The 12,052-nt window shown below is 65.5% G+C and carries 10 protein-coding genes; 4 read left to right on the plus strand and 6 right to left on the minus strand.

The annotated features are described in order from the left end of the window. Positions 1-8 precede the first annotated feature (8 nt). Both pncB and pncA read right to left on the minus strand, forming a co-directional pair. Positions 9-1,316 carry a nicotinate phosphoribosyltransferase gene (gene pncB / locus VNQ78_RS01545; protein ID WP_325685864.1) on the minus strand — a complete coding sequence of 436 codons (1,308 nt, stop codon included), beginning with the start codon at positions 1,314-1,316 and terminating at the stop codon, positions 9-11. Next, complete coding sequence (gene pncA / locus VNQ78_RS01550) at positions 1,313-1,909, minus strand: bifunctional nicotinamidase/pyrazinamidase (RefSeq protein WP_325685866.1); 597 nt, start codon at positions 1,907-1,909, stop codon at positions 1,313-1,315. The genes pncB and pncA overlap by 4 nt, the downstream gene beginning before the upstream one ends. Before the next feature lie 96 nt (positions 1,910-2,005). On the opposite strand from pncA, the gene VNQ78_RS01555 reads away from it, so the two are divergent. Beyond that, entirely contained in the window at positions 2,006-2,899 is an 894-nt protein-coding gene (locus VNQ78_RS01555; protein WP_325685868.1) for a rhodanese-related sulfurtransferase, read from the plus strand. 52 nt (positions 2,900-2,951) lie between these two features. Here VNQ78_RS01555 and VNQ78_RS01560 read toward each other — a convergent pair whose 3' ends face one another. The 4 genes from VNQ78_RS01560 to VNQ78_RS01575 all read right to left on the minus strand — a co-directional run bounded on the left by VNQ78_RS01560 (position 2,952) and on the right by VNQ78_RS01575 (position 8,967). Further along, positions 2,952-5,234: an NADP-dependent malic enzyme gene (locus tag VNQ78_RS01560; protein WP_325685870.1), complete on the minus strand. Its 2,283-nt coding sequence runs from the start codon at positions 5,232-5,234 to the stop codon at positions 2,952-2,954. An 82-nt stretch (positions 5,235-5,316) separates the two neighbouring features. Continuing rightward, complete coding sequence (locus VNQ78_RS01565) at positions 5,317-6,705, minus strand: oligosaccharide flippase family protein (protein ID WP_325685871.1); 1,389 nt, start codon at positions 6,703-6,705, stop codon at positions 5,317-5,319. After that, complete coding sequence (locus VNQ78_RS01570) at positions 6,705-8,189, minus strand: lipopolysaccharide biosynthesis protein (protein WP_325685873.1); 1,485 nt, start codon at positions 8,187-8,189, stop codon at positions 6,705-6,707. Before VNQ78_RS01570 ends, VNQ78_RS01565 begins: the two co-directional genes overlap by 1 nt. Positions 8,190-8,226: 37 nt before the next feature. After that, the gene (locus VNQ78_RS01575; RefSeq protein WP_325685875.1) at positions 8,227-8,967 is read right to left on the minus strand and encodes a chromosome partitioning protein; all 741 of its coding nucleotides are present in this window, start codon (positions 8,965-8,967) and stop codon (positions 8,227-8,229) included. A 144-nt stretch (positions 8,968-9,111) separates the two neighbouring features. Between VNQ78_RS01575 and VNQ78_RS01580 the strand changes: the two genes are divergently transcribed. The 3 genes from VNQ78_RS01580 to VNQ78_RS01590 all read left to right on the plus strand — a co-directional run bounded on the left by VNQ78_RS01580 (position 9,112) and on the right by VNQ78_RS01590 (position 11,887). After that, complete coding sequence (locus VNQ78_RS01580) at positions 9,112-10,086, plus strand: glycosyltransferase family 2 protein (protein ID WP_325685877.1); 975 nt, start codon at positions 9,112-9,114, stop codon at positions 10,084-10,086. Next, positions 10,083-10,910, plus strand: coding sequence for a glycosyltransferase (locus VNQ78_RS01585; RefSeq protein WP_325685879.1), 828 nt, complete (start codon positions 10,083-10,085; stop codon positions 10,908-10,910). Before VNQ78_RS01580 ends, VNQ78_RS01585 begins: the two co-directional genes overlap by 4 nt. A 272-nt stretch (positions 10,911-11,182) precedes the next feature. Next, a complete protein-coding gene (locus VNQ78_RS01590) occupies positions 11,183-11,887 on the plus strand; it encodes a sugar transferase (RefSeq protein WP_414694031.1) in 705 nt (234 codons plus the stop codon). The last annotated feature ends 165 nt before the right edge of the window (positions 11,888-12,052 follow it).

Below are 12,052 nucleotides of genomic sequence, written 5' to 3' on the forward strand. Positions count from 1 at the left end.
GCCGGCCCTCAGACCACCACCTCCATCGGCTGCTGCTCGCCGATCCCGAAGATGCGCCGATACTCGGCCACCAGATCCTCGGGGCCGGTCGCCTTTTCGGGATTGTCCGAAAGCTTCACGGTCGGCCTGCCCTCGGCCGAGGCGGCCTTGCAGACCAGCGAGAACGGCGCGAGCCCGTCGCCGGGAACGAGGCCGCGGAAATCATTAGTCAGCAGCGTGCCCCAGCCGAAGCTGACCTTGGCACGGCCGTGGAACCGGTGGAACAGCTCCTTGATCTTTTCGACATCCAGCCCGTCCGAGAAGATGATCAGCTTCTCACGCGGGTCTTCGCCCCGGCTTTTCCACCAGGCGATGGCGGTCTCGGCCCCTTGGGCGGGGTCGCCGGAATCGATGCGGATGCCGGTCCATTTCGCCAGCCAGTCCGGTGCCTTGGCAAGGAAGCCCTCGGTCCCGTAGGTATCGGGCAGGATGATGCGCAGGTTGCCCTCATGCTCCTCGTGCCAGTCGGCAAGGACGCGGTAAGGGGCCTCGCGCAGCTCCTCCTCGGTCCGTGCCAGCGCGGCATAGACCATCGGCAGCTCATGCGCATTGGTGCCGATCGCCTCGATGTCGCGGCGCATGGCGATCAGGCAGTTCGAGGTGCCCGTGAACCGCTCGCCCAGCCCCTCGATCATGGCCTGCACGCACCAGTCCTGCCAGAGGAAGCTGTGCCGCCGGCGCGTGCCGAAATCGGCGATGCGCAATTCCGGCCCAAGCTCGCCCAAAGCCTCGATCTTTTCCCAGATCCGGGTCATCGCGCGGGCATAGAGGACCTGCAGCTCGAACCGGCCCATATCCTTCAGCACCGCGCGCGAGCGCAGTTCCATGATGATCGCCAGCGCCGGGATCTCCCACAGCATCACCTCGGGCCATTTGCCCTCGAAGGTCAGCTCATATTGCCCGTCCCGCTTTTCCAGATGATAGGCCGGCAGGCGCAGATTCTCGAGGAACTCCATGAAATCCGGGCGGAACATCTGGCGCTTGCCATAGAAGGTATTGCCGCGCAGCCAGGTGCTTTCGCCCCGCGTCAGCCGCAAGCCCCGCACGTAATCAAGCTGCTCGCGCAGCTCGCCCTCGTCGATCAGCTCGGCCAGCCGGATGCGGGTCGTGCGGTTGATCAGGCTGAAGGTGACATTGGTGTCCGGGCGGTTCCTGAACACCGACTGGCACATCAGCAGCTTGTAGAAATCGGTGTCGATCAGCGAGCGGACGATCGGGTCGATCTTCCACTTGTGGTTATAGACCCGCGTCGCGATATCGACCGTCGGTACCATCATATCAAAGCGATCCCTGCCTTGCGCATGTTCTCGCGCGCCGTCTCGCGCGAGCCGTTGAGGTCGATGGCGCGGGTTGCGTCCTCGATCACGCTGACGCTGAAGCCCTGATGCGCCGCATCAAGCGCCGACCACGCCACGCAGAAATCATGCGCGAGGCCGACGAAATACAGATCCTCCAGCTTCCGCTCGCGCAGATAGCCGGTCAGCCCGGTCTGCGTCTTACCGTCATTCTCGAAAAAGGCGGAATAGCTGTCGATGGTCGGGCGGAAGCCCTTGCGGATCACCGTCTCGGCGCGGCTCCGGTCCAGATCGGGATGGAACTGCGCACCGGGCGTGCCGATGACACAATGGGCGGGCCACAGGACTTGCTGGCCATAGGGCATCTGGGTCAGGGAAAAGGGCATTGCACCCGGGTGGTTGTTCGCGAAGCTGGTATGGTTCGCCGGGTGCCAGTCCTGCGTCAGGATGACGCTGTCGAAATCCGCCATCATCTCGTTGATCGGGGCGACGATCTCGTCCCCTCCTGCAACCGCGAGCTTGCCGCCTGGACAGAAATCGACCTGGAGATCGACGACGATCAGGGTTCTTGCCATTGCGCCCTCCTCTTTTCTGATTGTCGTAGGGTCCAGCCGGAGGGGCGTCAATGCCAACAGCTTGAATGCCGCGCAAAGCAGACTTAATCGGAGCGCATGATCATCGTCGCCGCGCTTTACCATTTCACCCGTTTTCCCGACCCCGAAAGCATCCGCGCCCCACTGGCGCGGCTCTGCTGCGCCAATGGCGTCCGGGGCACCCTTCTGCTTGCGGCAGAGGGGATCAACGGAACCATCGCCGGCACGCGCGAGGGGATCGACGCGGTCATCGCCCATATCCGCGCCCTGCCCGGATGTGCGACACTCGACTGGAAGGAAAGCCACGCCGAGACCATGCCCTTCGGCCGCATGAAGGTGCGGCTGAAGCGCGAGATCGTCACCATGGGCCAGCCGGATGTCGATCCGACCGCCTCGGTCGGGCATTATGTCGAGGCGAGGGACTGGAACGCGCTGATCAGCGATCCCGACGTCGCGGTGATCGACACCCGCAACGATTACGAGGTCGAGATCGGCACCTTCGAGGGCGCCGTCGACCCCGGCACCCGCACCTTCCGCGATTTCCCCGCCTGGTGGGAGGAGAACGCGCATCGCTTCCACAACAAGCGCATCGCCATGTTCTGCACCGGCGGCATCCGCTGCGAGAAATCGACGAACTACCTGCTGGCGCAGGGCGTGCCCGAGGTCTTTCACCTCAAGGGCGGCATCCTGAAATACCTCGAGGACGTGCCCGAGGACGAGAGCCTGTGGCAGGGCGAATGCTTCGTCTTCGACAAGCGCGTCAGCCTTGGCCACGGGCTGAGGCAGGGGCATTACGACCTCTGCCACGCCTGCCGCCGCCCGCTTCCCCCCGAGGACCGGAGCCGCCCGGAATATGAGGAAGGCGTCTCATGCCACCGCTGCGCCGGTGAATATACCGAGGCCGACCGCGCCCGCTTCCGCGAAAGGCAGCGGCAGGCCGAGCGGGGGGAATGTTTCGGGGAGCAGGGCTGAGACGCCGCTTTGATTTGCAAGGGGCCGGTCGCCATGACCGGCCCCTCGCGTTTTACTTCACCTGACCAAGGCGGCCCGCCGCGATGGCGGCCATGTTCAGGATGTCGTTGACCGAGGAACTGGTCGAGCAGATCTGGATCGGCTGCGGCACGCCGGTCAGGATCGGGCCAACCACGGTGGCCCCCGCCATTTCCTGCAAGAGCTTGACCGAGATCGAGGCCGAGTGCCGCGCCGGCACGACCAGCACATTCGCCGGTCCCGTCAGGCGCGAGAACGGGTATTTCGCCGCCTGCGACGGGTTCAGCGCCACGTCGACGGTCATCTCGCCCTCATATTCGAAATCGACCTTGCGGGCGTCCAGAACCTCGGTCGCATGGGCCATCTTCACCGCGCGCTCGCTGACCGGATAGCCGAAGTTCGAGAAGGAGAGGAACGCGACCCTCGGGTCCAGACCCAGATCGCGGGCGACATGCGCGCCGCGCGTCGCGATATCGGCCAGATCCTCGGCCTCGGGCCATTCATGGACCAGCGTATCGCCGATCAGGATGATCCGGCCATTATGCAGGACGGCCGTGACGCCGACCACGCCATCGGCGGGGGTGACGTCAAAGACCTTGCCGATCTCGGCAAGCACATGTGCGCTCTTGCGCGTGGCGCCCGTCACCAGCCCGTCGCCATGGCCATGCAGCAGCATCAGCGAGGCGAAGACATGGCGGTCGCGATTGGCCAGCTTGTTCGTGTCCTCGCGGTCCATGCCCTTGCGTTGCAGGCGGGCATAGAGCGTCTCGTGATACTGCTCGAGATGGCGCGAGTTCGAGGCGTTGACCACGGTGATCTCGCGCACCGCATCGCCCATGCCCGCAGCTTCCAGCTTTTCCTTGACATCCGCCTCGCGGCCGACGACCAGCGACTGGCCCATGCCGCCGCGTTGCCATGCGACGGCGGCGCGCAGGACGCGCGGGTCGTCGCCCTCGGCAAAGATCATCCGGGCCTGCGCCTGACGGGCGCGGGCGTGGATGCCTTGCAGGACGGCGGCGGTCGGGTCCATCCGGGCCTTCAGCGACTGGGTATAGCCCTCCATGTCGATGATCGGGCGGCGGGCCACCCCGGTCTCCATCCCGGCCTGCGCGACGGCGGGCGGGACGACATGGATCAGGCGCGGATCGAAGGGCGTCGGGATGATATAGTCGCGGCCGAATTGCAGCTTGCGGCCATAGGCCACGGCCACCTCGTCCGGCACATCCTCGCGCGCGAGCTTGGCCAGCGCCTGCGCGCAGGCGATCTTCATCTCGTCATTGATGGCGCGGGCGTGAATGTCCAGCGCGCCCCGGAACAGATAGGGGAAGCCCAGGACGTTGTTCACCTGGTTCGGATAGTCGCTGCGGCCGGTCGCGACGATGGCGTCGGGGCGGACCTCATGCGCCTCCTCGGGGGTGATTTCCGGGTCGGGGTTCGCCATGGCGAAGATCACCGGGTTTTCGGCCATGGCCATCACCATGGCCTGCGTCACCGCCCCCTTGGCCGAAACGCCAAGGAACACGTCGCAACCCTTCATCGCCTCTTCCAGCGTGCGCAGGTCGGTCTTGACCGCATGGGCCGATTTCCACTGGTTCATGCCCTCGGTGCGGCCCTGATAGATCACACCCTTGGTGTCGCACATGATGCAGTTCTCATGCCGCGCGCCCATGGATTTCAGAAGTTCGAGGCAGGCGATCCCCGCCGCGCCCGCACCATTGAGGACGATCTTCACGTCCTCGATCTTCTTGCCCGAGATTTCCAGCGCGTTCAGCAGACCGGCGGCGCAGATCACCGCCGTGCCGTGCTGGTCGTCATGAAAGACGGGAATGTCCATCAATTCCTTCAACCGCTGCTCGATGATGAAGCATTCGGGGGCCTTGATGTCCTCGAGGTTGATGCCGCCAAAGGTCGGGCCCATCAGGCGGACGGCATTGATGATCTCGTCCGGGTCTTCGGTATCCAGTTCGATGTCGATGGCGTTCACATCGGCGAAGCGTTTGAAGAGGACCGCCTTGCCCTCCATCACCGGCTTCGAGGCCAGCGCGCCGAGATTGCCGAGGCCGAGGATGGCGGTGCCGTTCGAGATCACCGCGACCATGTTGCCCTTGACGGTATAGTCATAGGCGGTCTCGGGCCGGGCGGCGATGGCTTCGACCGGGACAGCGACGCCGGGCGAATAGGCCAGCGACAGGTCGCGCTGCGTCGCCATGGGGGTCGAGGCGACGATGTCATACTTACCGGGCCGCGGTTCGAGGTGATAGGCCAGCGCCTCCTCGGGGGTGATGCGGGACCGGCGGGGGGTGTTGTCGTCGCTCATGCTGTGCCTCCTGACTGTTCCGCCTCCTTAACGAAGCGGAAAGCCGGGAAGAAGAGCATAAACTCGCCGCAATGCAGCCAGTTCAATGCAGCAATGCGGCGGAAACCACGTCCTGATGCAGGATCAGCGCCCAGACCCCGCCGCCAAGGGCGAGGAGGAAGGCGATCAGGTCGTGGCGCGGATCCCAGGCGCGATGGCGACGGGCCAGCCAGACCGAGACCGGATAGCAGAAGACCTGCGCGAGCGCCTGCCCGGCCAGCAGGCCGGTCAGCCCGTTCAGATGCGCGCCGACCAGAACGCAGGTGATATAGATCATCGCCCGCCCGGACTGCATGACGAAGAAGCCACGGGAATCGCCCGCCGCCAGCGCCGCCGTCTCATAGCTGAGGGGGATGATCATCAGAAGCTGGATGCAGGCGATCGCGACGAGGATGCCGCCCGCATTGTGATAGCGCGGGTCATAGAGGTGATCGACCATCCACGGCCCGATCAGCGCCAGCGTCACCGCGACGCAAAGCAGCAGCAGGGAAAAGCCCGCCCGGGTCTTTTCCAGCATCCGGCGGTTGGCGACACTCTCGCCCGGCGGATGCTCGCGATACATCGGGATGAAGAGCCGCCCGGCGATGGTCGTCCCCAGCATCGCGGGCACCGTCGCGAGGAACTGACCGATATTGTAGATCCCCAGATGCTCGAGCGTCAGCACCCGGCCCAGGATGATGCGGTCGCCCTGGAACAGCAGATAGCCACAAATGGTGCTGAAGAAGATCCACTTGCCGAACTTGACGATCTCGTCCCGCGCGGCCTTTTCGATGCGGAAGCGGTCAACATGGCCGGGCAGCATGTAATGGAACATCAGAAGCTGGACGAAGGCGCCAAGGATATTGCCCCAGACCAGCGCCCAGACATCGCGCAGGATCAGCGCGGCGGCGATGGTGATCAAAATGCCGATCAGGTGGTTCGTCAGCTCCAGCATGGTCAGCCGGCCGACCTTCAGATGCCGCGCCGCCGTGTCGATCCGGGTCGGGAGGAAGCCCCCGACCACCATCGAGATCGCGGCCGCCGGAAACACCCAGGCAAAGGACGGGGCGTCGTAAAAGACCGAGAGCGGCCAGGCCATGACCAGCGCGGCAGCAAAGATGATGAAGCCGCGGATGACCTTGATCGACCACGCCGTATCGAGGAAGGCCGGGTCGTCCCCACGCTTGCTTTGCAGGATCGAGGGGGCGAGCCCCATGTCGCTGAACATGCTGAGCCCGATCAGGAAGCTCGAAACCAGCGCCATCAGGCCGAAATCGTCGGGACTGAGGATCCGGGTCAGGATCAGGTTCGAGGCGAGCCGCATGATCTGGCTCAGGCCGAAATTCGCCATCGACCATGCGCCGCTGCCCACCGCGCGGGAGGCGAAGCTCCTGCGGTCGGAGTCCGGCCCCTTGGTTTCTACCGCAGCGGCCGGAGCACCACCCTCGCTCATCATCCAAGCCCGTCAGTCGGAGTTGCGACCATGCCGGGCGAAGGCATTCCCGGTATCTTGCCCAATATCCACAACGCGACGAAGAGGCCCACGACCAGCAGGACCACCATGTAGACATATTTCAACCGACGGATGCGGATTTCGCGCCGGGTCGGACGATAGGGCAGCGAGATCACCGGCAGCGTCCCGGTGGCGCGGGCGAATTGCGAGGTCCGGCGCAGTACGGGGTGGAGCAATTCCAGCCCCAGCGCAATCGCCGCCGCAAGGCCGAACGTGCCCATGAGGCCCGCCGCTGCCTTTTTCTTGCGGCTCGACATCGCGGCATATTCAGGGGGCAGCGCGCGTTCCAGCAACTCGAACCGCTCGGCCTGGTCGTTGTCCATCAGCTGGCGCTGGGTCTCGACCTGGGCAAGCTGGCGCGAGATTTCCGCATAGCTGTCCTGAAGACGACGCTGCTGGCGGGTCATCGCCTCCAGTTCCTGCGCCACCTGCGGCATCCGGGCGCGGGCGCGGTCGATCTCGGCCCGCCGGTTCTGGATGCCCTGCTTCTGCTGGTCCAGCTGGTGCAGCTGCTCGCCCAGCAGGGTGGTATGCTGGCGCACCATATCTGATACCGCCTGCCCGCCGGTATTCAGCCGGTCCAGCGTCTCCTGCAGGCGCTTGATCTCGGGATGGCCGGGGTCGAGCGTCCGGCGCGCCTGCGCCAGCTCGATCTCGGCCGAGCGGATCTGCTGGACGAGCGAGGAGGACGCCCGCCCCCCGGTCTCGCCGCTGCCCGTCACCAGGGTGAGCTGGGTGCGCTGCAGCTCCATGATCTCGCGATCAAGGGCATTCTCGGATTCGGTGAGCTGGGTCAGCTCGGTCTGCACATATTGCTGCGCGCTCGGCAGCGCGTCCTCGTTCAGGGTCGTGAACTCAGCGAGCTTGCGGTTCGCCTCGGCCAGTTCGCCGCTGAGCCGCGCTTCCTCTTTGTTGAGGTATTCGCGCGACTCGGCAATGCGCGCCTCGCGGCTCTCGCGGTCGCGGTTCACGACGCTGTCGGCGAAGTCATTGGCGATGGCCGCCGCCATCTGGGGCGTTTCCGCGCGTGAGGTGATGACGATTGCCGCCAGCGACATGCGCGATTCCGGCGAGACGCCGGGCGTCGCGATGCTCTCGATCCGGGTCGACATGCGCACCGCGCTGATCTTCTCGCTCTCGCTCAGCCCCGGCGCATCCTCGAAGAGTTGCAGGCGCTGGATCACGTCGAGGATGTTGCTGCGGGCCATCAGCCGCTGCTCCATCAACTGCACCCGGCGCGCGGCCGGCAGCGACGCATTCGCGCCCCCGTCGATGACCGCGGGCGTGTCGACCTGAATCACCGCCACCGATTCATAGACCTTCGGCGAGGACACGATCATGTTGAAGGAAATCAGGTTGCCGATCACGATGATCGTCAGGATCAGCGGCAGGCGGCGCCAGATCAACAGGACGAGGTCGGACAAGGATTGAATGGGTCCCAAGGCTAGCTATCCCGTCTCGTCAGTCGTCGGATTGATTGAGGACCACGCCCATGATCGGCGGCATGTCCCGCAGCAGGCGCGTCGCCTCGGCCATGTCGGCGGCGGTGCCGTTCCGGCCATCGGCGACCAGCAGGATCGCATCGGCAAGGGGCAACGCCGCAAGCGCCCGGTCCCCCTCCAGAAGCGGCGCGACGTCCAGAACCTCGACCGCCGCGGAATAATTGCTGCCGAGCACCTTCAGCGCATCGGCAAAGGCGGAATCCTGCAGGATCTCGGCCGCGTCCACCTCGCCCGCCTCGGGGGCCAGAACCGACAGGTTCGGCGCCTCCTCGACGATCGAGACGAGGTCGCCCAGCGGCCGGTTCAGGCGCAGAACCTCGGTGATCGGGTCCGCCCCGCGGATGCCAAGCTGGCGCGCGATCCCCGGATCGCCAAGGTCGAGGTCGACCAGCACCACCTCGGTATGTTTCTGCCGCGCCATCGCCACGGCGAGGTTAACGGCAACGAAGGTGCCACCGGCGCCTTTGCTGACCGGCACCACCGCGAGGCGGCGCCATTCGTTCTTGCGCATCTCGCGCAGCACGCGGGTGCGCAGCACCGCGAAGCGTTCGGCAATGATCCCGGCATGCTTTTCGTCGTCAGCCGCCCGCGCTGCCTCGCGCCGGATGAACTTGCTCGACACATGCTGGCCGGGGGGGCGGGTGACGATCGCGCGCGTCTGCGACTTGTCCGTGGTCTTGTTCGCTGTCTCGGCCTGCAAAACCTGTGGCCCCTCTGCCGCTGGAAGAAATTCGCCCGCCACGGACCGGCGGCGAGCCGATGACGAAGGCGACGGGGGCATGCTAACGTCCCGGCCATGAGCGCGACAACCGAAATCACACCCGGACCACCGAATGACAGCCGCATGAACGCAGCAGTTTCGCCACAGCAGGTCACGGCCATCGCGATCGGCCGGAACGAGGGCGAGCGCCTGGTGCGCTGCCTGCGCTCGCTGCGGCCGCAGGTCGGTCGGGTGGTATATGTCGATTCGGGTTCAACCGACGGCAGTGCCGGTCGCGCCGCCGAACTGGGGGCCGAGGTCGTGCAGCTTGACATGACCAAGCCCTTCACCGCGGCACGCGCCCGCAATGCCGGTCTGGCCGAGGCCGGTGAGGCGGAATTCGTGCAATTCGTCGATGGCGATTGCGAGGTCGAGGCGGGCTGGATCGCGACCGGTCTCGCCGCGCTGGCTGCCGAGCCGCGCCTTGCCATCGTGGCCGGCCGACGGCGGGAATTGCGGCCCGAGGTCTCGGTCTATAACCGGCTTTGCGACGCCGAGTGGAACACCCCGGTCGGCCCGGCCCGCGCCGTGGGCGGCGACATGCTGGTGCGCGGCGACGCCCTGCGCCGGATCGGCGGCTTCGATCCCGGCCTGATCGCGGGCGAGGAGCCGGAGATGTGCCTGCGCATGGCACGGGCGGGCTGGGGCATCCGCAGGCTCGACGCACCGATGACCATCCATGACGCGGCGATGACGCGTCACGCGCAATGGGCCCGCCGCTCGCGCCGGGCGGGCCATGCCTTTGCCGAGGTCTCGTGGCGCTATCGCGACGGCGAGGAGCGGTTCTGGCAGCGCGAGACGCGCCGCGCGATCCTCTGGGCGATCCTCCTGCCGCTGCTGATCCTTCTGGGCGCGCTGCTGACGCCTTGGGCGTGGCTGCTGCTGCTGGCCTATCCGCTTCAGGTCGCCCGCATGGCCCTGCGCGATCCCGACCCCGCGGACCGCTGGCCCCGCGCCTTCTATACCATGCTGGGCAAATTCCCCGAGGCGCGCGGCGTCCTTGAGTTTCACATCCGGCGGTTGATCGGCCGCCGCTCCGGCCTGATCGAGTATAAATGACCCCCTGCACCGTCCTGATCCCGGCCCATGACGAAGCCGGCTATATCGACGCCTGCCTGACCAGCCTTTTGGCGCAGGATCATTCCGGCCCGGTCGAGGTGATCGTGATCGCCAATGGCTGCAAGGACGACACCGCCGACCGCGCGCGGGCGCGCGAGGGCGATTTTCAGGCCCGTGGCTGGTCGCTCAGGGTCGAGGAGCTGGCGCAAGGCGGCAAGATCGGCGCGCTGAACCACGGCGATGCCTGCGCCGGGCCGGGGATCCGCGTCTATCTGGATGCCGATATCCGCATGTCGCCGGCGCTCATCGCGGGCCTCGTGCGCGTGCTGGAGGTGGAGGCGCCGCGCTATGCCGGAGGCCGGCTGGTCGTCGCGCCGGCGCAAAGCCGCGTCTCGCGCCGCTATGCCCGGTTCTGGCAAAAGCTGCCCTTCGTCGCGGCGGGCGTGACGGGGGCCGGCCTTTTCGCGGTCAATGCCGCCGGGCGGGCGCGCTGGGGCGCGTTTCCGCAGGTGATCTCGGACGATACCTTTGTGCGCCTGCAATTCAACGAACCCGAGCGGTTTCTGGTCGACCTGCCCTATCAATGGCCGATCGTCGAGGGTTTCGGACCGCTCGTGCGGGTTCGCCGCCGGCAGGACAAGGGCGTGGCCGAGATCGCGAGCCGCTTTCCCGACCTGCCGCCACGTGCGGGGCATGTCCGCCCCGCGCGGGGCGAGCTTGCCCGGCTGGCACTGGCCGATCCCCTGGGCTTTGCAACCTACGCGTCAGTCGCGCTGGCGGTTCGGCTGGGCCGGAACGATCAGGATTGGGCGCGCGGGAGGTAGGAAGCGTGAATCGCAGGCCGGCAAGATCCACGCCTTCGGACTCATCCATGCCTCAACCCGAGGCTGCAATTCGGGGACAGGGCGGGACATTCGCGGTGCAAATGCACCCATAGCGCGAACGGGCGGCCCAGGACCACGCGTAACCTATTGAAACAAAACAAACCTATCCTTTTGGTCAGGCCCCTCTTTCGATCTAGTTTTATTAAAAGGCCCGGCTATACTGCCCGTGTAGTGTTTATGTGCCCTTGTATCGATTACTGTAGGTTAACCAAATGCAGCGCACTGTTGATTTTGTTTCGTCTGATTTGAATCCCCACGCCACTTTGCTGGAAAAAGCGCAAGCCGCCAGCGCCAAACCCGTCGGAACCCGTTCGTTCTACGCCCGTTTCGGCAAACGCCCGTTGGACATTCTGGCCATTCTCGCGTCGGCTCCGATCGTCATTCCGGTCGTCGTGATCCTTGTCCTGATCATCATGTCCAGGGGCGGCAAGCCCTTTTATACCCAATTGCGGGTCGGACGGTCCGGGCACAGCTTCAAACTGTGGAAACTCCGCACCATGGTGGACAATGCCGATGCGCGGCTGGCCGAATATCTGGCCAGCAATGCAGAGGCCAAGGCCGAGTGGGATTCCACCCAGAAGCTGAAGAATGATCCCCGCATCACCAGCTTCGGGCATTTCCTGCGCAAAAGCTCGCTCGACGAACTCCCGCAGCTCTGGAACGTGTTTCTGGGCGACATGAGCATCGTCGGTCCGCGTCCCATGATGCTGGATCAGGCGCAGCTTTATCCGGGCGCGGATTACTATCATCTGCGCCCGGGCGTGACCGGCCTGTGGCAGATCTCGGATCGCAACGACAGCACCTTTGCGGCCCGGGCAACCTTTGACGCGCGCTACGCCGCGGATCTCAGCTTTGGCGGAGACGTGTCGATCATTGCAAAGACGGTGGGCGTCGTCCTGCGCTGCACCGGATATTGATCCCGGAAAGGACGTGCCGTCAGACGCGGCTCGTCCTTTTCGCATTCAGTTCGGCGCAACGATACCGGCGCCAGGCCAGCACAAGAAGTGCGGCCGTGCCGCTGGCGGAATATAGCAGAAGCCCGGCCCAGAGCGGCAGGCCGAGCAGGTAAATCCCTGCGCCTG

The sequence above is a fragment of the Paracoccus sp. (in: a-proteobacteria) genome (assembly GCF_035556475.1).
Classification (GTDB): Bacteria; Pseudomonadota; Alphaproteobacteria; order Rhodobacterales; family Rhodobacteraceae; genus Paracoccus.

Excerpts from the sequence above, each read along its gene's own strand:
- pncB (WP_325685864.1), bottom strand. The coding sequence starts at position 1,316 with ATGATGGTACCGACGGTCGATATCGCGACGCGGGTCTATAACCACAAG.
- pncA (WP_325685866.1), bottom strand. The coding sequence starts at position 1,909 with ATGGCAAGAACCCTGATCGTCGTCGATCTCCAGGTCGATTTCTGTCCA.
- VNQ78_RS01555 (WP_325685868.1), top strand. The coding sequence starts at position 2,006 with ATGATCATCGTCGCCGCGCTTTACCATTTCACCCGTTTTCCCGACCCC.
- VNQ78_RS01560 (WP_325685870.1), bottom strand. The coding sequence starts at position 5,234 with ATGAGCGACGACAACACCCCCCGCCGGTCCCGCATCACCCCCGAGGAG.
- VNQ78_RS01565 (WP_325685871.1), bottom strand. The coding sequence starts at position 6,705 with ATGAGCGAGGGTGGTGCTCCGGCCGCTGCGGTAGAAACCAAGGGGCCG.
- VNQ78_RS01580 (WP_325685877.1), top strand. The coding sequence starts at position 9,112 with ATGAACGCAGCAGTTTCGCCACAGCAGGTCACGGCCATCGCGATCGGC.
- VNQ78_RS01585 (WP_325685879.1), top strand. The coding sequence starts at position 10,083 with ATGACCCCCTGCACCGTCCTGATCCCGGCCCATGACGAAGCCGGCTAT.
- VNQ78_RS01590 (WP_414694031.1), top strand. The coding sequence starts at position 11,183 with ATGCAGCGCACTGTTGATTTTGTTTCGTCTGATTTGAATCCCCACGCC.